This window comes from Caulobacter sp. FWC26, assembly GCF_002742645.2.
In the GTDB taxonomy this organism is placed as follows: domain Bacteria; phylum Pseudomonadota; class Alphaproteobacteria; order Caulobacterales; family Caulobacteraceae; genus Caulobacter.
In genome coordinates this window covers 3,042,128-3,064,090 of record NZ_CP033875.1, presented here as the reverse complement: position 1 = coordinate 3,064,090, position 21,963 = coordinate 3,042,128, and the positions used below count along the sequence as shown (strand labels likewise).

At 64.9% G+C, this 21,963-nt stretch carries 26 protein-coding genes, 1 tRNA gene and 1 pseudogene; 16 read left to right on the top strand and 12 right to left on the bottom strand.

All coding sequences use genetic code 11. The features are described 5' to 3' along the window. Positions 1–70 precede the first annotated feature (70 nt). From CSW63_RS16170 to gcrA, 4 genes are all read right to left on the bottom strand, one after another. Positions 71–922: a M23 family metallopeptidase gene (locus tag CSW63_RS16170; RefSeq protein WP_062095489.1), complete on the bottom strand. Its 852-nt coding sequence runs from the start codon at positions 920–922 to the stop codon at positions 71–73. Then, a complete protein-coding gene (locus tag CSW63_RS16165) occupies positions 907–1,122 on the bottom strand; it encodes a DUF2093 domain-containing protein (RefSeq protein ID WP_062095487.1) in 216 nt (71 codons plus the stop codon). Before CSW63_RS16165 ends, CSW63_RS16170 begins: the two co-directional genes overlap by 16 nt. 27 nt (positions 1,123–1,149) lie before the next feature. Continuing rightward, complete coding sequence (xseA, locus tag CSW63_RS16160) at positions 1,150–2,667, bottom strand: exodeoxyribonuclease VII large subunit (protein ID WP_062095485.1); 1,518 nt, start codon at positions 2,665–2,667, stop codon at positions 1,150–1,152. 153 nt (positions 2,668–2,820) lie between these two features. Further along, the gene (gene gcrA, locus CSW63_RS16155) at positions 2,821–3,342 is read right to left on the bottom strand and encodes a cell cycle sigma 70 cofactor GcrA (protein ID WP_062095482.1); all 522 of its coding nucleotides are present in this window, start codon (positions 3,340–3,342) and stop codon (positions 2,821–2,823) included. A gap of 238 nt (positions 3,343–3,580) precedes the next feature. Between gcrA and CSW63_RS16150 the strand changes: the two genes are divergently transcribed. The 5 genes and pseudogenes from CSW63_RS16150 to CSW63_RS16135 all read left to right on the top strand — a co-directional run bounded on the left by CSW63_RS16150 (position 3,581) and on the right by CSW63_RS16135 (position 7,956). Next, complete coding sequence (locus tag CSW63_RS16150; protein ID WP_062095480.1) at positions 3,581–4,402, top strand: ABC transporter permease; 822 nt, start codon at positions 3,581–3,583, stop codon at positions 4,400–4,402. A gap of 153 nt (positions 4,403–4,555) precedes the next feature. Next, on the top strand, positions 4,556–5,773 hold the full coding sequence (locus tag CSW63_RS16145; protein ID WP_082749439.1) for an aspartate aminotransferase family protein: 1,218 nt from the start codon (positions 4,556–4,558) through the stop codon (positions 5,771–5,773). 14 nt (positions 5,774–5,787) lie between these two features. Next, positions 5,788–5,879 (top strand): annotated as a pseudogene (locus CSW63_RS24200) (hypothetical protein); the annotation flags it as partial. A 10-nt stretch (positions 5,880–5,889) separates the two neighbouring features. Next, complete coding sequence (gene argF / locus CSW63_RS16140) at positions 5,890–6,825, top strand: ornithine carbamoyltransferase (protein WP_062095478.1); 936 nt, start codon at positions 5,890–5,892, stop codon at positions 6,823–6,825. A 219-nt stretch (positions 6,826–7,044) separates the two neighbouring features. Next, positions 7,045–7,956: an Hsp33 family molecular chaperone gene (locus CSW63_RS16135; protein WP_062095476.1), complete on the top strand. Its 912-nt coding sequence runs from the start codon at positions 7,045–7,047 to the stop codon at positions 7,954–7,956. Between the two features lie 44 nt (positions 7,957–8,000). On the opposite strand, the gene CSW63_RS16130 is transcribed toward CSW63_RS16135, so the two are convergent. From CSW63_RS16130 to metZ, 5 genes are all read right to left on the bottom strand, one after another. Further along, the gene (locus tag CSW63_RS16130) at positions 8,001–8,858 is read right to left on the bottom strand and encodes a DUF4347 domain-containing protein (RefSeq protein WP_062095473.1); all 858 of its coding nucleotides are present in this window, start codon (positions 8,856–8,858) and stop codon (positions 8,001–8,003) included. Positions 8,859–8,986: 128 nt separating this feature from the next. Continuing rightward, positions 8,987–9,649 (bottom strand): hypothetical protein, encoded by a 663-nt coding sequence (locus CSW63_RS16125; RefSeq protein WP_062095471.1) that lies wholly within the window; start codon positions 9,647–9,649, stop codon positions 8,987–8,989. Positions 9,650–9,814: 165 nt separating this feature from the next. Continuing rightward, positions 9,815–10,153 carry a helix-turn-helix domain-containing protein gene (locus CSW63_RS16120; protein WP_082749438.1) on the bottom strand — a complete coding sequence of 113 codons (339 nt, stop codon included), beginning with the start codon at positions 10,151–10,153 and terminating at the stop codon, positions 9,815–9,817. Between the two features lie 253 nt (positions 10,154–10,406). Next, positions 10,407–10,871, bottom strand: coding sequence for a Co2+/Mg2+ efflux protein ApaG (apaG, locus tag CSW63_RS16115; protein ID WP_062095467.1), 465 nt, complete (start codon positions 10,869–10,871; stop codon positions 10,407–10,409). Further along, on the bottom strand, positions 10,852–12,036 hold the full coding sequence (metZ, locus tag CSW63_RS16110; RefSeq protein WP_062095465.1) for an O-succinylhomoserine sulfhydrylase: 1,185 nt from the start codon (positions 12,034–12,036) through the stop codon (positions 10,852–10,854). The genes apaG and metZ overlap by 20 nt, the downstream gene beginning before the upstream one ends. A 175-nt stretch (positions 12,037–12,211) precedes the next feature. Here metZ and CSW63_RS16105 point away from each other — a divergent pair, with 175 nt between their 5' ends. From CSW63_RS16105 to CSW63_RS16090, 4 genes are all read left to right on the top strand, one after another. Next, positions 12,212–13,237, top strand: coding sequence for a 2'-deoxycytidine 5'-triphosphate deaminase (locus CSW63_RS16105; protein WP_062095463.1), 1,026 nt, complete (start codon positions 12,212–12,214; stop codon positions 13,235–13,237). A 149-nt stretch (positions 13,238–13,386) separates the two neighbouring features. Continuing rightward, positions 13,387–13,875 carry a hypothetical protein gene (locus tag CSW63_RS16100; RefSeq protein ID WP_062095461.1) on the top strand — a complete coding sequence of 163 codons (489 nt, stop codon included), beginning with the start codon at positions 13,387–13,389 and terminating at the stop codon, positions 13,873–13,875. 84 nt (positions 13,876–13,959) lie between these two features. After that, positions 13,960–14,526, top strand: a complete 567-nt coding sequence (locus CSW63_RS23435; RefSeq protein ID WP_062095459.1) for a hypothetical protein — start codon at positions 13,960–13,962, stop codon at positions 14,524–14,526. A 113-nt stretch (positions 14,527–14,639) separates the two neighbouring features. Then, positions 14,640–15,452: a DUF3800 domain-containing protein gene (locus CSW63_RS16090; RefSeq protein ID WP_127846988.1), complete on the top strand. Its 813-nt coding sequence runs from the start codon at positions 14,640–14,642 to the stop codon at positions 15,450–15,452. Positions 15,453–15,637: 185 nt separating this feature from the next. Here CSW63_RS16090 and CSW63_RS16085 read toward each other — a convergent pair whose 3' ends face one another. Next, positions 15,638–16,594, bottom strand: a complete 957-nt coding sequence (locus tag CSW63_RS16085) for an IS1595 family transposase (protein ID WP_062099648.1) — start codon at positions 16,592–16,594, stop codon at positions 15,638–15,640. A 174-nt stretch (positions 16,595–16,768) separates the two neighbouring features. On the opposite strand from CSW63_RS16085, the gene CSW63_RS16080 reads away from it, so the two are divergent. From CSW63_RS16080 to CSW63_RS16050, 7 genes are all read left to right on the top strand, one after another. Further along, positions 16,769–17,032, top strand: coding sequence for a hypothetical protein (locus tag CSW63_RS16080; RefSeq protein ID WP_168193673.1), 264 nt, complete (start codon positions 16,769–16,771; stop codon positions 17,030–17,032). A gap of 28 nt (positions 17,033–17,060) precedes the next feature. Continuing rightward, positions 17,061–17,498: a hypothetical protein gene (locus tag CSW63_RS16075; protein ID WP_062099649.1), complete on the top strand. Its 438-nt coding sequence runs from the start codon at positions 17,061–17,063 to the stop codon at positions 17,496–17,498. Beyond that, positions 17,408–17,923, top strand: coding sequence for a hypothetical protein (locus CSW63_RS16070; protein ID WP_099503264.1), 516 nt, complete (start codon positions 17,408–17,410; stop codon positions 17,921–17,923). Before CSW63_RS16075 ends, CSW63_RS16070 begins: the two co-directional genes overlap by 91 nt. Continuing rightward, positions 17,920–18,114, top strand: a complete 195-nt coding sequence (locus CSW63_RS16065; RefSeq protein ID WP_010920093.1) for a helix-turn-helix transcriptional regulator — start codon at positions 17,920–17,922, stop codon at positions 18,112–18,114. The genes CSW63_RS16070 and CSW63_RS16065 overlap by 4 nt, the downstream gene beginning before the upstream one ends. Before the next feature lie 27 nt (positions 18,115–18,141). Then, positions 18,142–18,819 carry a hypothetical protein gene (locus CSW63_RS16060; RefSeq protein ID WP_062099651.1) on the top strand — a complete coding sequence of 226 codons (678 nt, stop codon included), beginning with the start codon at positions 18,142–18,144 and terminating at the stop codon, positions 18,817–18,819. 96 nt (positions 18,820–18,915) lie between these two features. Beyond that, a complete protein-coding gene (locus CSW63_RS16055) occupies positions 18,916–19,854 on the top strand; it encodes an alpha/beta fold hydrolase (RefSeq protein ID WP_062099652.1) in 939 nt (312 codons plus the stop codon). Positions 19,855–19,944: 90 nt separating this feature from the next. After that, the gene (locus CSW63_RS16050; protein WP_062099658.1) at positions 19,945–20,835 is read left to right on the top strand and encodes a TraB/GumN family protein; all 891 of its coding nucleotides are present in this window, start codon (positions 19,945–19,947) and stop codon (positions 20,833–20,835) included. 197 nt (positions 20,836–21,032) lie between these two features. Here CSW63_RS16050 and CSW63_RS16045 read toward each other — a convergent pair whose 3' ends face one another. Beyond that, on the bottom strand, positions 21,033–21,731 hold the full coding sequence (locus CSW63_RS16045) for a cyclopropane-fatty-acyl-phospholipid synthase family protein (protein ID WP_246842027.1): 699 nt from the start codon (positions 21,729–21,731) through the stop codon (positions 21,033–21,035). Positions 21,732–21,827: 96 nt separating this feature from the next. After that, positions 21,828–21,902, bottom strand: a tRNA-Gly gene (locus CSW63_RS16040). Positions 21,903–21,963 lie beyond the last annotated feature (61 nt).

Here is a 21,963-nt window from a genome sequence, read left to right as displayed (position 1 = left end):
CATGTCTCGATACCGGCGGCATAGCTAACGAATGATTGCAACTCGCGCCAGGGGCGAATTGGTCTTAGTTTCAGGCGCGGAACGGCCCAGCGCCGACGAACAGGGAGGGATCCATATTCCGGCTGCGCCATTTCATCCGCCAGCACAGATGCGGGCCGGTCGCACGGCCTTCTTTGCCGCTCAACGCCACCACCTCGCCCTGCTTCACGTAAGTCCCCGGCGACGCGAGGATTTTTGAGAGGTGCAGATAGGCCGTCACCAGGCCCTGGCCATGGTCGAGAAGCAAGAGGCCGCCTTCGAAATGCAGTCCGGTCTCGGCGAAGGCCACGATCGCGGACGCCGGCGCGCGGACCGGGGTCCCCACCGGCACGGCGAGATCAACCCCATAATGGGGACGTTTGGGTTCGCCGTTCAGGATACGCTGACCGCCGAAGCGCGCCGATCGACGTGCGCCCGCAACCGGGAGTATGAATCCCTCCCGGAAGCCGTCGATGTCGGCCTGGCTGGCGAAACCCGCGACCTTGCGCGCGTTCTCGGCGGCCAGGCGCTCCAGCAAGCCGGGGTCAGTCGGCGTGACCTGTTCGGTCGGCAGGCCGTCGATGCGCTGGATATCGAAATCGCCGGCCGCGATGGATCGTTCGTCGGAGGCCGAGCCATCGGGTGTCGTCACGGTCAGGATCGAGGTGGGCGGCGCGTCGCGATCGAACCCGATCACGAACCAGCCATCGGCCGAGGCTGTGGTTAGAACCTGGCCGTCCAGGGCTATGGTCGCCCGGGAGGCGGTGCGGCCCACGGCGTAGCCGCCCTGAACGAATTTTCCCTTCAGTGACAGGCCGGGCGCGGCGGCGCGCGCCAGGCCCGGAAGGCCCAGGCCGATCGGAAGCGCGGCAAGAACCGCGCGGCGGCTCAGGCCTCCTGCCAACGCTTCAGCGCCTCGGCGGGACCCGCATAGGCTTCCTGCCGCTCGGGACTCCAATAGCGCAGGGCTTCAAGCGGGATCGGCTTGTTTGTCACGGCGCACAGCACGAAGCGGCCGGGGTTGAGCACGGCGAACTCGCCGTCGCCATAGTGCAGGACGGCCATGCCATCGGGCTTACCGAGATCACGATCAAAAGCGTTCATGGCACTACTCTACGCCAAGCCGGCGTTTCAGAACAGGTCACCCTGACCGGCTGGTTGGCTGGTGGATTTGGGGCGGGGCTTTGGCGCCGGCGGAGCGGGAGGCGGAACAAAGCCGCCTTCACCGTCGATCACCGCGTCGCGATCACCGCTCTTGAACTTCAGGTTCACACGTTCGCCTGACACGAGGTCCGCAGCGGAGCGGGCCAGGGTCCCATCGCCTTTCCGCACCAGCGCGAAGCCGAGTTCCAGCGGGCGTTCCGGGTTCAGCGACTGGCGCAGTTTCTCCAGGTTCGCCAAGCGGTCGGCGTCGCGCTGCAGGCGGCGTCGACCGGCGTCGTTCAGGCGTTCCCAAAGCGCCGGCAGACGCGCGTGCTGGGCCACGCGATCAGGCGCGCGCCGTGCGGCGAGGTCCAGGCGTCGGGAGAGATCGGTCAAGCGATCGGCCTTCACAGCGCGCTGGCGGCCCAAGGCGTCGGGTGTCAGGCGCGCGGTGACCTTCAACAGATCCTGTGCATGGACGGCGGTGTTGCGTTGCAGGGCGGCGTCCAGACGTCCCGAGGCGATGTCGAACCGTTGTTGGGCCAGGGCCAGCAGATCGTTGGGGCGCGGCAGGCCGCGCGCAGCGCTGATGAGGCGCGTGCGCCGCTCCTCGATCGTCCGTGAGCCGCACCGGTTGAGGCGGCGATCGAAGTCGGAGATCAGGGCGCGCAGTTCGGCCAGCACCGGCGTCGCCATCTCTGCGGCTGCTGTCGGGGTTGGCGCGCGGCGGTCGGAAACGAAGTCGATCAGGGTGGTGTCGGTCTCGTGGCCGACGGCCGAGATCAGCGGGATGGTTCCTTCGGCCACCGTGCGGGCCAGGCCCTCGTCGTTGAAGGCCCACAGATCCTCCACCGAACCGCCGCCGCGCGCGACGATCAGGACGTCGGGGCGCGGGACGGGCCCGGCCGGCTGGATGGCGTTGAAGCCTCGGATCGCGGCGCTGACCTGGCCGGCGGCGGCGTCGCCTTGCACCACGCAGGGCCAGACCAGCACCTGGCAGGGCCAGCGGTCGCGGATCCGGTGCAGGATGTCACGGATGACCGCGCCCGTCGGGCTGGTGATCACGCCCACCACGGCGGGCATCGAGGGCAGGGGACGCTTGCGCTCTGGCGCGAACAGGCCTTCGGCGGCCAGCTTGGCCTTCAGGCGTTCGAGTTGCGCCAGGAGGGCGCCGACGCCGGCGGCCTCCATGCTGTCGATGACGATCTGGTAGCGCGAGCCGGCCGGATAGGTGGTGATCTTGCCGGTGACGATAACCTCGAGCCCGTGCTCGGGCCGCACGCCCAGGGACCGGACATTGCCCTTCCAGACGACGCCGTCGATCGCGGCCTTGTCGTCCTTGATGGTCAAATAGACGTGGCCGTTCGAGTGGTGGGTGACCTTGGAAAGCTCGCCCCGCAGCCGCACGAAGCCGTAGCGGTCCTCCAGCGTGCGCTTCAGGGCGAAGGCCAGCTCGGAGACCGAGTAGGGCGGCGCGTTGGAATCGGAGGGCGGCAGATCGCTCATGGGAGCGTTTTAGGGGGGAAGTTGGAGCAGGTCATCTCCCCGGGGCGCACCCCCTCCGACGGAGGGGGCTTTCGCGGAGATCTAGAACGCAGAAATCCCGGACGGCCTTTCGGGCCGTCCGGGATCCGCCGCTCCGAGAGACTATTGTTCTTCTTAGATGTAGCGGCGAAGCGAGCGGGCCAGTTCGGCGCCGCCGCTCTTCTTCTTGGTCTGCTGCGGCTGGTAGGCCACCCGCGCGTGCTCAACGCAGTAGGGGCCCTCCGACGAGCGGCGACCGCAGAAGGTGAAGCCTTCCGACGACGGATCGCCGATCGGCCATTTGCACATGTGCGCGCCCAGGGTCAGCACGGTGGCCGAGCCCGGCTCTTCGTGGCGGAAGGCCGGCAGGGGCGCCGGAGCCGCGGCGACCGGAACCGCCGAGGGGGCCTCGACCGGCGTCACGCGGCGCGGCGCCGACGGCATGGCCTGCGCTGCCGGACGCGCAGGGCGCGGCGCCTTGAAGGCAGGACGGGCCGGCTGCGAGGGGGCCGCGCGGCCCGAGAGACCCAGGCGGTGCACCTTGCCGATCACGGCGTTGCGCGTCACGCCGCCCAGCTGCTTGGCGATCTGGCTGGCCGAAAGGCCGTCCAACCAGAGCTTCTTCAGGGTGGAAACCCGTTCGTCGGTCCAGCTCATTACCCATCTCCGCCATTCGAGAGAGGGTGGGGGCGTCCCCACGCCCGTCACCCCATATATGGTGATCAAACCGCCCCGCCGGCGGCTGTCCTACTACATATCGTAAAGAATGCGTTAAAACGCACAATGGGCGCCATCGACTCTGTCCACAGAAACAAGATGTTGATTCCGGCAAGCCTACGCTTGCGAAAAGGGCCCTCAAGGCGCACATGGCCAAGCAGAACAAGGGTTTGAGCCGATGAGAGACATGGCCGAGAGCGTCATTCCGCCGCAGCCGCGCGACTATCGCGGCTGGAACTGGTCCGGCTTCATCACGCTCTACCAGCGCGAAATCCGCCGGTTCTGGAAGGTCGGCACCCAGACGGTCGCTGCGCCGGTGGTCACGACGCTGCTCTACATGCTGGTGTTCGTGGTCGCCGTCGGCGCCAGCCGTCCGGCCGTGGGGGGCGTGACCTTCGGCCATTTCGTGGCCCCGGGCCTGATCATGATGGCGATCCTCAACAACGCCTTCGCCAACTCGTCGTCCTCGCTGATCCAGGCCAAGATGATGGGTCTGACGCCGGACTTCCTGACGCCGCCCTTGTCGGCGCTGGAGCAAGTCTCGGCCTTCGCCTTGGGCGCCGCCACGCGCGGCGTGGTGGTGGGCGCGGTGACGGCGGCGGTGATCGGCGTTCTGCCGGGCGCCGGTCTGTCGGTGGCTCACCTCTGGGCGGTCTTGTACTTCGGCCTCACCGCCTCGCTGATCCTGGGTCTGGCGGGCGTGCTGGCCGGGCTTTGGGCCGAGAAGTTCGACCAACTGGCGGCCGTGACCAACTTCCTGATCATGCCCATGACCTTCCTGTCGGGCACCTTCTATCTGGTGGACAAACTGCCGGAACCATTCCGCTCCGCGAGCCACTTCAACCCGTTCTTCTATCTGATCGACGGCTTCCGCTATGGCTTCATCGGCCATGCCGACGGCTCGATCGCGATCGGCGTGGTCACCACCGGCCTGCTCACGGTGGCGCTGTTCCTGTGGTGCTGGAGGCTCTTCGTCACCGGTTACCGTCTCAAGAGCTGAGGCGGAGGCGCCATAGCCTGAAATTTCGTCGGCATTTCAGGGTCTTTTCACAGACCGTTCATTGACACGACGACGTTCCACGGCGACAACCTGCGGCCTTCCGGTCCCCGTGCCTACAGCGCGGGGGCTTGTTTCCTTTTAGGGAGGCCGGTCTTGAGCACCGCGACGTCGTCCACCACCTCGCAGCACCACATCATGGGCGTGTACAACCGCGCTCCGCTGGCGTTCGAGCGAGGCCGAGGCGCGCGACTGATCTCGACCGAGGGCGAAGAATATCTGGACTGCGTGGCGGGTATCGCCACCAACGGCCTGGGCCACGCCCATCCGGCCCTGGTCGAAGTGCTGAAGGCCCAGGCCGAGAAGCTCTGGCACGTCTCCAACATCTATCGGATCCCCGAGCAGGAGGAACTGGCCGATGCCCTGTGCGCCAACTCGTTCGCCGACGTGGTGTTCTTCACCAACTCGGGCACCGAGGCCGTGGAGTGCGCGCTGAAGACGGCGCGCAAATATCACTCCGCCAACGGTCAGCCTGAGCGGATCGACATCTACGGCTTTGACGGCTCGTTCCACGGCCGCACCTATGCGGCGGTCAATGCGTCGGGCAATCCGAGCTATGTCGACGGCTTTGGTCCGCGTCTTCCGGGCTACAGCCAGCTGACCTTCGGCGACCACGACGCCATCAAGGCCGCTATCGCCAGCCCGACCACCGCGGCGATCATCGTCGAGCCCGTGCAGGGCGAGGGCGGCGCGCGCTCGATCCCGACCCAGTGCCTGGTCGGCCTGCGTCAGCTCTGCGACGAGCACGGCGTTCTGCTGATCTACGACGAAGTCCAGTGCGGCATGGGCCGGACGGGCAAGCTCTTCGCCTACGAGTGGGCCGAAGGCGGCGAGCCGCACATCATGGCGGTGGCCAAGGCCCTGGGCGGCGGCTTCCCGATCGGCGCGTGTCTGGCCACCACCGAGGCGGCCAAGGGCATGACGGTGGCGGCGCACGGCTCGACCTTCGGCGGCAATCCGCTGGCCATGGCCGTGGGCAAGGCCGCGCTCGACATCATCAAGTCGCCTGAAACGCTGGACAACGTGAAGACCGTCTCGGGCTTTTTCACCCAGCAGCTGAACGGCCTGAAGGACCGCTTCCCCGACATTATCGTCGACGTGCGCGGCAAGGGCCTGCTGATCGGCGTCAAGCTGATCCCGAACAATCGCGAGTTCATGGTCCTGGCGCGCGATCAGAAGCTGCTGGTGGCCGGTGGCGGCGACAACTGCGTGCGCCTGCTGCCGCCGTTGAACCTGACCATCGAGGAAGCCAGCGAAGCGATCGCCAAGCTCGAAAAGGCTTGCGAGGCCGCGCGCGCCAAGGCCGCTGCTTAAGAACCCATCTTTTCCGACCTTCCCGGCGAATGCCGGGACCCAGATCAAGCCCGCTTAATCCCAGGATGGATCTGGGCCCCGGCGTTCGCCGGGGAGGCGGGGATAGGGATCGTCCGATGACTCAACCCCGCCACTTCATCGACCTTTGGAAGCTGGACGGCTCCACGCTGCGCCTGCTGCTGGACGACGCTCATGCGCGGAAGGCCGCTCGCAAAGGCTGGCCACAGGGCAAGGTCGACGCCGACGCCCCCGCCAAGGACCGCGTGCTGTCGATGATCTTCCAGAAGAACTCGACCCGCACCCGCTTCTCGTTCGACGCGGCCATGCGCCAGCTGGGCGGCAGCGCGATCATCTCGACCGCCTCGGACATGCAGCTGGGCCGCGGCGAGACCATTGAGGACACGGCCAAGGTGCTGTCGCGCATGGTGGACGCGGTGATGATCCGCGCCAACAGCCACGCCGACGTCGAGCGCTTCGCTCAGGTCTCGACCGTGCCGGTCATCAACGGCCTGACCGACAAGAGCCATCCGTGCCAGATCATGGCCGACATCCTCACCATCGAGGAGCATCGCGGCCCGATCGCCGGCAAGACCATCGCCTGGGTCGGGGACGGCAACAATGTTTGCTCCAGCTTCATCCACGCCGCGCCTTTGCTGGGCTTCGAGCTGAAGATCGCCTGCCCGGCGGTCTATCACGCCGACCTCCATGACCTGGCCCGCGCCGAGGGCCTGCAGGGCCGCGTCAGCATGACCACCGATCCCAAGGCCGCCGTTAGCGGCGCCGACGTAGTCGTCGCCGACACCTGGGTCTCGATGGGCGACACTGACCACGACGAGCGTCTCGCCGCGCTGGAGCCCTATCAGGTCGACGACAAGCTGATGGATCTGGCGGCTGACAACGGCGTCTTCCTGCACTGCCTGCCGGCGCATCGGGGTGAAGAGGTCACCGACGCCGTACTGGACGGCCCGCGTTCCCTGGTCTGGGATGAGGCTGAGAACCGCATCCACGCCCAGAAATCCGTCCTGGCCTGGTGCTTCGGCGCGATCAGCTAGAAAGGTTACCGGCCAGCGCCGGTTGGTAAACGCTGGCCGGTGTCGCCGTCGCGTATGGGCAAAAGCGACGGCGTCCCCAAATGAATCCGAATCCCGTGTTATCGCAACGGGGCGTTCGGTCGCAGGCCCCCGATCTCGGTACGTATTGCTTTGGGCGGCGCGACGCGCGGACGGTGATCGGGCTCGCAATTTCGTCAGAACCGCCTATCTAGCCTCCCCATGACCGACATCGCTTCCGACACTGGCGTCCTCGACGACGTCGTTTCCGCGTTCCAGATCGAGAACCTGCCCGTCCGTGGGCGGGTCGTGCGCCTTGGCGCGGCGATCGACGAGGTGCTGACGCGCCACGACTATCCTGAGCCGGTGGCCAACCTGCTGGGTGAGGCCTGCGCTCTGGCGGCGCTGGTCGGGTCGAGCTTGAAGTTCGAGGGACGACTTATCGTCCAGGCCCAGGGCGACGGTCCGGTGCGCTATGTCGTCGTCGATTACGACACCAGCGGCGGCCTGCGCGGCTATTGCCGGTTCGATCCCGATGAGGTGGCGGCGGTTTCGGACGGGTTTGTGCGCCCCGGCGCCAAGACCCTGCTGGGCGGCGGCGTGTTCATCATGACCCTGGACCAAGGTCCGGATATGGACCGCTACCAGGGCGTGACGCCGATCGAGGGCGAGACCCTGGCGCTTTGCGCCGAACAGTATTTCGCCCAGTCGGAGCAGACGCCGACGCGCGTTCGTCTGGCGGTGGGGCAGGTCGACACCGGAGAAGGCGCAACCTGGCGCGCGGGCGGCATTCTGATCCAGGTCATCGCCGGCGATCAGGCGCGGGGCGAGACGCAGGACGCCTGGACTCACGTCCAGGCTCTGTTCGAGACGACCGGCGAGGACGAGTTGATCGACCCGACCGTGTCGACGCCGACGCTCTTGTGGCGCCTGTTCAACGAGGACGGCGTGCGCCTGCTCGACGAAAAGCCGCTGCGGGCCTTCTGCCGTTGTTCCGAGGATCGCATCGGCGTGGTGATGGACTCGTTCTCGGCCGAGGAAGTCGCCGAGATGGTCGAGCCCGACGGCAAGATCCACGTGACCTGCGAGTACTGCTCGCGGGTCTATAAGTTGGATCCGCCGACAGGGGTTTAACTTATACGATCGAAGGCGGCCCAGGGGCCGCCTTCTTTTCTCTGCTATGCGTCGATCAGAGCTCGCGCTATGCGCCTGAACTCGGGGGTCGCGTGATAGTAGGTCTTGGTCGCGAGGTCCTCGAGGACCGCGTGATTGTAGACGATGAGCGACCGGACCTCGTGAGCTCGGCCGGGGTGCGCCAGATGGGCTACCAGATGGCCGGTAACCTTGGCGAGAAGCTCGCCTTCGATAGAGATGGGCTGGTCCCAGAGAACCTCCTTAGCCAGGGCCAGAGAGACATGCTCGGGGGCGGGCGGCCCGTCGCCCTTCGGCGTGTATTCCGCATGTTGGATGAGGCTAGAAGCGTTCGAACCGTTGGACGCTTGGACCATGGCGTGCGGACCCCCATGAGGCGGCGGATCGATATGCAGGGGCTGTTTGTCTGGGGTTGCGGTCTGCCAGACAGCGCCGGGTTGGAGCTTATACCCCGTGGCGGTGAAAGAGACGAGGCCGGTGGGGGCGCTCACCGGCGCATCGATCACTTGGGCGATCTGGTGCAGCAACGCCGCTCCGTCAACGCCGGCGCCGACGCTGCAGCCGAACAGGAAGAGCTCGCTGACGTGGCCCTTGAGGTTTTCCAGGTGGGGCGTCCACACGAGCGTGTTCTTGGACGTGATGCATTGGCCGACGTCCTTGCCCGTGTCGATGTCGCCTTCGCAACCGTGGCCGACGAGGTTGGCTGGACCGATCTTGGGCCGCTTGCTCTCGCACAGGAGAAGATTGTCGACGGCCTCCTTCGTTGTGGAATTGCCGGGAGCGTTAGGATTGGCATCGCGCGCGGCCTGGAGCGCAAGGTCGCCCTTCGCCGCGTCGATGGTGGTGCACCCATCCAGGGGCGCGCTGTTCTGGGGAGAGGACATATGGTGTCTCCGAGTTGGAAAAAGGGGAAAGGGCAGGCATCGGCGAGCCGCGCTTGTGCAGTGCGGCTCGCCGCGCCGCTCGGATCGCAAGGCGCGCAGGGCGGGGGGGCGGCGCGCCTTGGAATCCGTCAGCTGTAGGTGACGATGAACGCGCCGTTGGGGCGCTGCTCGACAACCGCCGTCGTGAACGACGTGCCGGTGAAGTCGATCGAGGCGCTGGCGTTCGAGACGGTGGTCACGTCGACGATCTGTCCCTCGGTGAAGGCCCCGTCGGCGACGTAGAACTGCACGATCGGCGTGATGTTGTAGCTTTCATTCGGCGCAGCGGCGAAGGTCGCCACGGGCGACGGAATCCCGCTGCCGTTGTCGCTAGCCAGACCGAGAACCAGGTTGTTGGCCGGCGTGAAGTCGGTGCCGGTCAGAATCTGGAACGAGCCGTTCTGCGCCGTACCAGGGCTGGTCTTTGGCAGGAACCCGGTCTGCTTGCCGCTATCCTCCCCGTAGACGAAGGACGTGGTGTCCTTGGTGGCGGTGTCGAGTTCCAACACGCCGCCGGAGTCGACCGTAACCCCGGCGCTGACGCCAGGCGGCTGCGCCCAGTACGCGTAGGTGGTCTCGGTGTAGGTGAGAGTGTTGAAGCCGTTGTTCGTCAGCAGCGGGAAGGTCCGCCAGGCGTTGGCGAAGATCGTCGGCGAGCCGCCATTCGCCGTGACCAACGGCGGTTGCTGGAAAACGGTATAGGCCTTGTTGATGGTCGACTGGTTGAAGATCTTGATCGTGTAGGTCGCCATTGTGTATTTCTCCGTTTAAATCGGTATTGGCCAAATGATCTGATCACTTCGCAAGTGAAGTGATCGCGAGCCGCCGATTTGGAGATAATATTGATGCTTGAAATTCGTGGTAGGTGACGCGAATTGCGTGACGCGCAAGTGGTTATTGTTAAAATTGCGCGTAGATCAATTCTGAATGGGTGGGCTTAGATCTTGTAAGAAGGAGACGAGTCGGCGAACCGCGCTGCGCCTTAGGCCACGCGAGAGGCGGACCAGCTCGTACTCCTCCCGCGCAAGACTTTCGGCCTTGTGCGCGTCCATCTCCCCCCGACCCAACACCAGCCAGTCCAGGGAGATGTTCAGCACCTCGGAGAGCCGCGCGGCGTGCTCCAGGGACATGGGGGCGCCCTTGCGCCAGCGGCTGATGGCGCTCTCGTGCACGTCCAGGTCCATGGCCAAGGCCATCATCTTGGATATTCCCCTATCCTTGATGGCGCGGCTCAGCCGATCTCCTCTGGACTCCATCCCCCCTGCCGCTCAAAGGGCGAGACCGTTCGGGGGTCGCGCCGCGCCGAGTGTGGTAAGAACAACCATAGTACGGATACGGTATATATTTACCTTATGGTTGTATTTTGGGGCGTGCGCGCTGAAACACGGGACGCGCGAATTCTCCGTCGCGGGATCGCCAGGCGGATGAGAAGGCAGGGAGTATCGTTAGATCGCGCCGGGTGCGATCAGCCCGGGTGAACGGCACCGAAGCACGTTAGTTTCAACTGCCTCAGTGCATCCTCATCGCCGCGCCCGGTAGGTGCAGCGAGAACTCCGGGATCTCGACGTCGAACAGCTCGCCGGCGTCGTTGACCATCTGGTAGCTGCCCCGCATGGCGCCGGACGGCGTGGGGAGGGGGCAGTTCGAGACGTAGCGGAACGCCTCGCGGGGCTTCAGCTCGGGCTGTTCGCCGACGACGCCGCTGCCCTCGACCTCGTTCACGCGGTTGAAGGCGTCGGTGATTATCCAGCGCCGTGCGATCAGGGTGACCGTCTCGTCGCCGTGGTTCTCGATCTCGACGGTGTAGGACCACAGATAAAGCCCCTGCTCGGGCGAGGATTCCTCGGCCGCATAGGCGGGAAACACGCGCACGACGATGTCGCGCGTGCGGGCTTCGTAGGCGGCGCTGTCGCCGCCTCTGCGGCGTCTCATGCGGTGCATGGGCGGGGAGGTCTCACGCCTGATCGAGCGCACGGATCACGTCCCGCTTGAGGTCTTCCACGCTTTCCAGGCCGACCGAGAGGCGCACGCCGCCCTCGGTGACGCCCAGCGACGGGCGGTCGGCTTCCGGCACCGAGCGGTGGGTGGTGGTCGGCGGATGGGTCGCCATCGACTTGGCGTCGCCGAGATTGTTCGAGATGTCGACGATCTCCAGCGCGTTCAGGAACTTGAAGGCGGCTTCGCGGCTGCCGAGGTCCAGGGCGATCACGGTGCCGCCGCCGGTCATCTGCGCCTTGGCGACGTTGTGGCCGGGGTGGTCGGGGCGGAACGGATAAAGGACCGACTGGACCTTCTTGTGTTCGGCGATGACATTGGCCAGCGCGAACGCGCTGTCGGCCTGGCGACGGACGCGCAGATCCAGGGTCTCCAGACCCTTCAGCATCACCCAGGCGTTGAACGGCGACAGCGAAGGGCCGGTGTGGCGCAGGCTGTCGCGGTAGAATTCCTCGTTGATCGCCTCGCTGGTCAAGATGGCTCCGCCCAGCACCCGCCCCTGGCCGTCGATATGCTTGGTCGCCGAATAGACGACGACGTCGGCGCCCAGCTCCAGCGGCTTCTGGAAGATCGGGGTGGCGAAGACGTTGTCGACAATGACCTTGGCCCCGACCGCATGGGCCAGTTCCGACACGGCGCGGATGTCGGTGATCTCCAGCACCGGGTTCGACGGCGTTTCGACCAGCACCGCCTTGGTGTTGGGGCGCATCGCCGCTTCCCAGGCCTTGGGATCGGTCGCGTCGACAAAGGTGGTCTCAATGCCGAAGCGCGGCAACCACTCGCTGACGATCCAGCGGCAGGAGCCGAACAGGGCCCGGCCGGCCACCACGTGATCGCCGGCGCGGACAAGGCCCATCAGCGCGGCATGGATCGAGGCCATGCCGGTAGCCTGGGCGCGGCACACCTCGGCGCCTTCCAGTAGGGCTAGGCGGTCCTCGAACATCTTGACGGTCGGGTTGTTGAACCGCGAATAGACGAAGCCGGGGTCCTCGCCGGCGAAGCGGCGGTCGGCGCCTTCGGCGCTGTCGTAGGTGAAGCCCTGGGTCAGATAGAGCGCCTCGGCGGTCTCCATGAACTGCGAGCGCGCGATCCCACCCCGGATCAATTTCGTCGCGACATCCCAGTCCTTCGGGTTCTCGGCCACGGCCCAGTCTCCTACGCAAAAACGCGCGCATAAGGAGCGGGGGAGGGGGCCGGGTCAAGCCAGAACGCCTTTTGGTGCGTCAGAGAATTGTCACAGGCGAAAAGTGAGCCGTGACAGGCGAGCGGTATTCGCTCGCGCCTTGCGTTTGCGAGCGGGTTTGGCGAGTGTCGCGCCGATGACCGACGCCCACGCCGCAGGGATTCTGCCCTGCCAGACCATCGAAGAGCTGATCGCCCAGGAGGCCATCACCTCCGCCACGCCGTTCGACGTCGATCAGGTGCAGCCCGCCAGTCTCGACTTGCGCCTGGGTGCGAGGGCCTGGCGTATCCGCGCCTCGTTCCTGCCGGGCCTGAACCGCAAGGTGCCCGAGCGCCTGAGGGACGTGGCCATGCACGAGCTGGACCTGACCAAGGGCGCGGTGCTGGAGAAGGGCTGCGTCTACATCGCCGAGATCCAGGAGCGCCTGGCGCTGCCGATGACGGTGTCGGCGCGCGGCAATCCGAAGAGCTCGACGGGGCGGGTGGATGTCTTCGTGCGCCTGCTGACCGACCATAGCCGGGCCTTCGACGACGTGGACGCGGGTTATACGGGGCCGCTCTATATCGAGATCGCGCCGCAGACCTTTTCGGTGCTGGTGCGGGCCGGTACGCGGCTCAACCAGCTGCGCCTGAAGCGCGGCGAGCCGGCTAAGCTGGCGACCCGCAGCGTCGGTGTCGATCTTCTCTCCGAGACCGGTGTGGTCGGCTTCCGAGGTCGTCGGCACGCGGGGGTCGTGGATCTCGACCACGAGGACGGCCACGACCCGCGGGACTTCTGGGAGCCGCTGGAGGCCCGCCACGGCGAGCTGCTGCTGGATCCGGGCGAGTTCTACATCCTGGCCAGCAAGGACGACATCGAGATCCCGGTGCTTGAAGCTGCGGAAATGACGCCGATCGACCCGTCGGTCGGCGAATTCCGGGTCCATTATGCGGGCTTCTTTGATCCCGGCTTCGGCACCGAGGAGGCCGCCGCCGTCGGCTCCAAGGGCGTGCTGGAGGTCCGCAGCCACGAAACGCCGTTCCTGCTGGAGGACGGCCAGACGGTCGCGCGCCTGGTCTATGAACCGCTGACGGCGCGTCCGGCCCGTCTGTACGGCGAAGGTGGGTCGCACTACCAGCGTCAGGGGTTGAAATTGTCCAAGCATTTCAAGGCTTGGCGCTAGCCGACGTCACCTTGGGGCGATAGGTCGCGGGGCCGAGTTACGGGCCGGGTAACCGTGATGCGCTTTGCTGGGGCCGTGATTTTCCACGGGCCCCGGCGCGATGTTTCGTGACCTCCAGAAGCGATTGAAGAGCAAGGCCCGGCGCCAGGCTGCGCGCGGGGACAGCTTTCGTCGTGCGCGATGAGCTGTCGCAGGGGGTGTCGCGCGGCAACGCGCCGCAACCACATCTAGTGGACAGTCTGTGCGATTACACAAAACCTGGTCGTCGTTCTCCTGGGGCGCGACTCAGTCCCGCCCCAAGCGGAGGATGGCGCAGATTTTTCCGGAGGCCCTTTTTGGCCCGTATCGCTCATGATCCGTTTCTGATCCTGCAGGCGCGTGTCGAGGCCTGGGAGCGATGCGCGCGTATTCCCGGCTGCGACAAGTCCGTGTGGCGTCAGGACGCTGCCGGGCGGGTCATTCGCTGGTCGGACTTTGGCGATCGCTTCTCGCGCTATGGCTGGGAAGTGATGACGCTTGCCCCAACCGGAGTCCTGAACCGAGCCTTGGCGCGGCGGCGACTCGTGGCCGTCCACTGGCGCGGCCTGCTCGGGGAGACCCTGCGCGACGACCCCTTCCTGGGCCGCCGTGCGGCCTGAAACATCAAGCACATCGGTGACTATATACTTTGCAAACTTCCCAGAATCGCATGATATAAAAGCGATCTGTCCGGGGGGGTCTGATTGCCAAAAACGCTGCTTGATTGGCTCGGCGTCGTATCGCTCTGGTTGGGCGCTATGATCTTCGCCTTCACTAGCGCGAAGGCTCCCCTGCCGTTGGGCGCGCCCCAGTTCTTGGCCTCTCCCTGGTGGGGTTACGCGCCGCTTGCACTGGTGACGATTGCGATTGCTGTGTTCGTCTACCGTCTGTGGCGCCCAATACCCCAAGCTGGCTCGGTCGCAAGTTTGCCAGCAGCTCCCGTCGAGAGCGAGTTGAGGCTGCAATGCTATGCGGGCAATCGAACGGCGACAGGCCTGCAAACAGACAATATCTGGCGCTGGTTTACGCTTCTGATGATAGCCCAGGCCATGCCGGAACCCGGAAAGCGGGGAAAGCCGATGGCCGACCACTTAATGACGGCTCTCTTCATCACCTTTGACCAGCCGACCACGACAAACAACCTATCCATCTCGTCGCCCGATATGAATCTTCCACGTTATGAGGTGAAGGATTTTAATCAGCGAAGCGCGATCATCGTCTTTGACGGGGCGCTTCCAGTTGGGACGCTGGTGGTTCGAGCGCATCGTTAACCTTTGGCGCGCTCGCGATCTTCCTGACCTGATCCTCAAAGCGCGCCTCGTCCTCGTCGCACTCCAGTTGGCGCGCTAGTTCGCGGAACTTGTCTAGCTGCGGTTGATCGGCTTTGCTGTCGTTCATGGCGGACTTTACAGCTTTCATTGATGAATCTGGATGTGACGGCTTCTCATTCGAAGCTGGTTCTTCCGACTTTCTTGTCATCGCTGCGGTGCTTTGCCGAACCGCAAACGTCGAGCAATATAACACTGCGCTTGCAGATGCGCGTGTCGCCTGTCGGAAGCCAAAAGATTGGCAGTTTAAATCCTTTAAGAAGATGGGATCTTCCCCGTCTCAGCAGTGGGCAATTACGGAGTCGTTCGCTGCAAGGTCCTGCCAAGCGGTTGCCGTGGCTGTCTATAAGCCGGGGCTTATTGAGGATGGGTGGCGGGAAAATCCAGGCGACCTCTATTTTCACGCCTCTAAGTACCTTGTTGAGCGGATTTCGTTTGCCTGCCGCGATACGCACGCAAAGCTACCAGCAAATGACCCGCGCGTTAGAATAGTATTCTCTGAAAGAAAGGGTCTTCGATATGATGCGTTTCAGGGATACTTGAGGCGACTACGCGATGAGCCGGGACATAATACAAACACCTCCTGGGCTCACATTGACCCAGATTTGGTTGAGCCACTAGCTCACGACGACTCACACGCCGCGCTGCTAGCAGCCGATTACTTGTCTGCTGGCCTTGGACTTGCCTTGGAGCGTAAGGATCAGGGCGTATTCGATGACCGCTTTGCAAGGCTATGGGCAGCAAAGTTTTATCACTCGCAGGGCCGCGTCGTCGGGAATGGCCTGAAAATCTGGCCGGATTCTGGTCTCGCATTCCTGCGGCAAGAGGCCCGAGGAGACTGGATAAAAATGGCGCTTGGTTTGAGATAGCGGGTCCAGGGACTTACGCCTTCCTGACATCCACCCTTCACCCGCAGGCTAATGGGACGGCCTCTCGGCACCCGCAATGCGAATATACCAGATTCGACAGAATCGACAAGGGCGACTAGGCGCCATTCCAGCGACTAGTCAAGGGTCACTTGGCGCATTTCCACCGAGCATTACGCCTCTTGCCGTTAGGCTTGTGGCGCGGACCCGACGTTAGGATTTCGGTACGTCAGGCGACGTCCAACGACACCCTCAAGCGCCCGCTTGGCGCGCTCCTGATCATCGACGCCCAGCGCAACGCGGTTGCTGTAGCGGAAATCGAATTCAGCGAGATAGCGGTGCAGGTGCTTGGCCTGGCAGTGCTGATAGACGCCCTTCATGCCGCGCTTGAAGATCGAGTAGTAGCCTTCCACCGTGTTCGTGGTGATCAGGTGCTTGCCCTCTTCGTTGCGGGTGTACTCGTCGCGGGCATGGTTCACCGTGTCGTGGTTGGCGAACGCCTTGCCGGGGCGAACGTAGTGCTTGGCCTCGTCGGTCATGAGGTGCGCGTAGGGGTGAACGTGGCTGTACAGGATCGGCTCAATGGTCGAGAGCCGGAAATCGGTCACGACGATAGAGGCGGCGCGGCCGGTGTTGCGCTCCACCAGGGTCATGACCTTGTTCATGTTCGCCAGGGTTAGGCGGCTCTTCTTCTCGACCGGCGCTTGACCAATGAAAGTCTCATCGACCTCCACGGCGCCACCGTCCGAACCCATCATCGCCTTGGCGAACGGCTTCATCGCCTCGCGAACGCGGTGCGCCAGAAACCAAGCCGTCTTGTAGGTCACGTCCAGAGTGCGGTGGAGCTGGTGAGCGCTCACGCCCTTCTTGCTGGCGCACATGAGGAAGATGGCTTGAAGCCACTTCGTCATGGGGAGCTTGGACTCCTCGAAGATCGTGCCCATGCGAACGGTGAATTGGCCTTTGCACTGGCCGCAGCGCTTCAGGCCGAAGCGGACGCGCTTCTCAGGGTTCGGCTTAACCGACGTGATGCGTTCCGTTCCGCCACAGTGCGGGCACACCGGACCAGCAGCCCAGATGATGCTTTCGACGAACTCGAAAGCAGCTTGTTCATCGTGGAAATACGGCTTGGACAGGATGGACATAACGGGCCTCTTTCAACGAGGCCAAGGTACCAAAATCAGCCGCGTTTGCAAAGTATATAATCGCCAGCACATCCGTCATTTAGTCTTGCTTGCTCGACAAAATGACAACCATGCTTGACAACGTTGCGGTGATGTATGACAAACATCCTTGTCATTTCGACGAGGAGGCTTGTCATGAAGAAGACCGCTCAACGCACCCCCGCAACCCGCGCCCAGAAGCTGGCGATCGGGATGGCGGCCAGCTCCGGGTCACTGGTGGTGGCCACCAGCGCGGCGCGCGAGATGGGCGGGCCGCTGCTGGCGGTCGGTCTGGCCCTGGGGCTCGCCGTGCTGTGGGCGATCTTGTTCCTGGTTCTGCGCGAGCGCCCGTCCAAAAACGCCAAGACGTCCGCGACGACCGAGCAGGACGGCGCCGTCGAAGCGCTGGCCGCCCTCTAGTCGCCCGATCCAGAGCAAGGTTTTCCCGATGAGCGAATCCACCGGAACCCAGGCCCGCCGTCAGGCGATCGCACTGCGCCTGCTTGTCGCCAGCGCCCTGCTGGGGGCGATTGGCGGGGCAGGGCTGACTCTTCTGAAGGAGATCGGCGTCACCCCGCCGGCCAGCTTTATGGGTTACGCCCTGCTGGCGGTGGCGCCCTTCATGATCGTCGCCTCCGTCATCTACTGGCGCAATATCGACGAGGCGGCGCGCGAGGCTCACAAGTTCGCCTGGTTCTGGGGCGGCTCGGGATCGATCCTGCTGGCCGCGCCACTGGCCATGCTGGTCGGCGATGCGCGGCTGACGGCGCTGGCCGGACAACATTCCCCCTCGGAGTGGTTCGCGATCGGCGTGTTCAGCCTGCTGGTCTTTCAACTGACCGCCTACGTCGTGGTCTGGGCCGTGTGGTGGCTGCGTCAGCGCTGATCGCAGACGGAAGGAGTTCAATCATGGCTCAGAAAATGTCGCCGGCTATGCGCCGCTACCTGCTCCGGTTCACCCCCGCGATGCTGGCCTATATGGCGGTCCTGCCCTGCTCGATCCTGCTCTACGAGCACTTCAAGCCTACGGGCCTGGCGCTCTGGGCGGTGGCGGTGGCGCCGGCGCTTCCCATCGTCGCGGTGATCGCCGTCATGGGGTTCTACCTGGCCGAGGAGACCGACGAGTTCCAGCGCAACATGTCCGTCCGGGCGTTGCTTTGGGCGATGGGGGGCACCCTGGCCGGCGCGACGATCTGGGGCTTTCTCGAGAACTTCGGGGTGCTGGGACATGCGCCGACCTATCTGGCCTTCCCGGTGTTCTGCGGCGCCTTCGGGCTGGCCCAGCCTCTGGTTCGCTGGAGGTACAAGTGAAGAACCGCCTCAAGGTGCTGCGCGCCGAGCGCGACTGGAGTCAGGCGGATCTCGCGGACCGGCTGGAGGTCTCTCGCCAGACCATCAACGCCCTGGAGACTGGCAAGTACGATCCCAGCCTGCCGCTCGCCTTCAAGATCGCCCGCCTCTTTGGGCAGCCCATCGAATCCATCTTCCAGGACGAGGCCTGAAGGCCCGCCCCGATCGAGGACACCGTCATGATCTTCGCTTCGAAGTCGTCAAAGTCCCCTTTTAGCCGCCGGGCGATCCAGGCCCTGGTCGGCGCTATCGTCGCCGCGCCGCTGGGTTATCTTTTCGGGCGCTATCTAGTCGCGCTGGAAAAGGCCGGCGCCCTATCGGTCGCCGATCTGGGGTGGTCCGATGTGCTGGCCTTGCTGCTGGCCGCGATGATGGTCGCGGTGGGGCTTGTGACGATCCTGGTCAGCCTCAGCCGTCATGCTCTGGGGCGGCAGATCAATCCAGAAGACGCCCGCCCGGCCACGCCCAGCCAGGTGGTGTTCTACGCCCAGAACGGTCTGGTTCTTTTGCTGGCCGGTGTGATGATGGCGATCCCCGTCCTGGCGCCGGTGCTGTTCTCGCCCTTGTCGCCGATGATCGCGTCGGCGGCCATGGCCGGCCTGATCGCCCTGTTCCTGGTCCAGACGGCCGGCAACATCGCCATCTGGGCGCGAAGCGACGAGCTGATGCGCCACGCCATGGCTGAGATCGCCGCCATCAGCTTCGCCATCCTCCAGGGCCTGCTGTTCCTGTGGGCGGCCGGTGAGAAGCTGGACTTGCTGCCCAGTCTCACCCTGTGGGACGCAGCCAGCGTGATGATGGCCGCCTACCTGGTGATCGGCATGATCATCACCTGGCGCCGAGGCCTCGCCGGCTAGCCCACCGCCGCCGGCCCTTCCACCAACCCCTGACCATCGCAACACCAGCGCGCGACGCCGAAGCCTTTCGCGCGCCCCTATCCAAGGACAAGGATCATGACTGCAAAGATCTCATGCCCACGCCGCGCTGGTCTGCGCACGTCGGCCATTCTCGTGGCCATTCTTGCCGCCACCGGCGTGTTCGGCGGCGACCACGCCCACGCCGCCCCGCTGGCGCCGGTGGCCGCAAGTCCTGCCGCCGAGCGCATGACGGTGACGGTCGTCGGCCAGGGTCCTGATGTGATCCTGATCCCGGGCCTGGCCTCGTCCGGCGCGGTCTGGGATGGGACGGTGAAGCAGCTTTCGGCGACCCACCGGATTCACGTCGTGCAAGTGGCGGGATTCGCCGGGGCGCCGGTCGCCGGCAACGCCGAGGGGGCCGTGGTCGGTCCGCTGGTCGAGGCCATCGACGGCTACATCAAGGCCAAGGGCCTGAAGTCGCCCGCCGTGATCGGCCATTCGTTGGGCGGCTTCACGGGCCTGTTGCTGGCCGAGCGCCATCCGGAGTCGATCGGCCGACTGATGATCGTCGACAGCCTGCCGTTCTTCTCGCTGCTGTTCTCGCCGGCGGCGACCCCCGACATGGTGCGCCCGCAGGCCGTGCAGATGCGCGACGCGACGGCGGCGATGAGCGCCGAGGCTTTCGCGAGCCAGCAGGCCATGGGCGCGCCGCGCTTCGTGAAGTCCGCCGAGGGACAGAAGCAGGTGACCGCCTGGGGCGGCGCGTCGTCGCCGTCGGTCGTTGGGCGGGCGATGTACGACCTGCTGGTCACCGACGCGCGCGGCGACCTCGCCAAGGTGAAGGCGCCGACGACGCTGCTCTACGCCTATGACGCCGGGACCGGCATGCCGGCGGCCGCCGCCGACAAGCTGTTCGTCGACGCCTATGCGGGTCTGCCGGGTCTGACCGCCCGCCGGATCGACGACGCCCGCCACTTCATCATGCTCGACCAGCCGCAGGCGTTCGCCCAGGCGGTCGCGGACTTCCTCAAGTAGCGTCTCTCGAAAATCAACCCTGGGTCAGATCCGCTCTTGCGGACCTTCCTGACCCGCCTCACTTCTTTCACACCAACCATCGGGGTTTTCATGTTCAACAAACTCAATCGCTCGGCCCGCCGCCTGTTCGCCGGCATGGTCTCCGTCGTCGCGCTCGGCTTCGCCGGAACCGCCCTTGCCGAACCGGCCCTCTGGGCGATCAAGGACAAGGACTCGACCATCTACCTGTTCGGCACCGTCCACGTGCTGAAGCCGGACACCCAGTGGCGCTCGGCCAAGATCGACAAGGCCCTGGCCGACAGCGGCGACTTGACTCTGGAACTGGTCGGCGCGGACGATCCGGCGGTGATGCAGCCGCTGGTGATGCGCTACGGCGTCGATCCGGCCAACAAGCTCTCGGCCAAGATCGGTCCGGAGGACTTCAAGCGCGCCAGCGAGCTGGGTCAGTCGGCCGGCATGCCGCCCCAGGCCCTGGAGATGATGCGTCCGTGGTTGGCGGCGGTGTCGCTGGCGATGGCGCCGATGATCAAGGCTGGCTACGATCCCAAGAGCGGCGTCGAGGGCGTGCTGACCCGCGACGTCAAGGCCGCCGGTAAGCCCGTCGCCGGTCTCGAAACGCCCGAACAACAGATCCGCTTCTTCGCCGACCTGCCTTCGGCCACCGAGATCGAGTTCCTGAAGTCCAGCCTGAAGGACGCCGAAGGCGGCGCCGCCAAGCTCGACAAGATGGTCGCGGCCTGGGCGTCGGGCGACGTGGCGGCTCTGGAAGCGCAGTTCATCACCGAGATGAAGACGCAGTACCCGGACCTCTATGAGCTGTTGCTGGTCAAGCGGAACGTCGACTGGGCCAACCAGCTGAAGACCAAGCTGGACGGTTCGGGCGTCAGCTTCGTCGCGGTTGGCTCGGGTCACCTGGTCGGCGCCGAAAGCGTCCAGGCTCAATTGGCCAAGCTGGGCATCAAGGCCGAGCGGGTCAAATAGGTTGCGCCAACTTTCCTGATCTAACGCCGAAAGCCTGTCTGGTCTGGATGAGGGAGCATCCAGGCCGGGCAGGCGCCAGATCTCACGACCTGACGGCTCCCGGCAGAGGGCTCTGGTCTTCTGTTCGGCTCTTTTCTTCACGAAAGGCGGGGCTGCATCGTGTGAAAGGAGCGCTAGAGCCTACGAACCTGGACGCGCTAACGCGGTGAGAGCACCGCCACGATCCATGCGCCGCCCCAGGCGGTGCAGACAACGGCTTCATCGTCCACCTTGGTCTGGGTCTTGAGCAATTCCCAGGTCGGAAGTTGGCGGGTCGCAAGCCACATGGTCAGGCCGAACTTGCCGCCTTCCCGCAGGTTCTTCCTGTAGTGGTCAAGCACCTTTCCCATGTCGCCCAGGAACTCAGCGCATTCAGAAAAGACAATAACATCAAAGGTCTGGTCGGTCTCGTAGGCGCTCCCGTTGCCGGTCTCGAAGGCGACCGGTCCGTCAATCGGTGTCGCCTTGGCGCGCTCGCGCGCGCGCTCGATCGCCAGGCTGGAGATATCGACACCAAGATATGCCGAAGGGCGATGCAGCGCCATGGTGTGATAAAGCGCGCCCTCGCCACAGCCGATATCCAGCACTGCAGGATTAGGGCGCGCGCTGGCCAGAAGCGAGGCCAGCAGCCGGTGGTGGTGTCGCTGGTCATTACGCCACAGACGATCCAGGACGCCCGAGGCGTAGTCGCTGTTCCAGTCCCAGTCAGCGTGTGCGTCTCGCGGCGGCGCGCTTTTGCGCTTCTTGTCGAAGACACGTCCGACCCAAGGGCGATCAAGCGCCGATAACTCGATAAAGCGCCTCAACTTGCCGTAAGCCATCCTATCCCGCCCTTCTGGCTCGCGCAGCGCGAACATGACGAGGTCGAGATACCTGTGTTTTGGAAGGTGACCAAGCGAGGTCTGTCGCGGCCAACGCCGGCTGAACTCGAAGTGGTTTTGTCGGGAAGCGGTTGGAGCGGGCGGGGGGAATCGAACCCCCGACATTCAGCTTGGGAAGCTGACGTTCTACCTCTGAACTACGCCCGCTCAGGGGAGGCTCCGTTTAGCCTGCCGCGCCGGCTGACTCAAGTCGCTATGGCGCCGACCG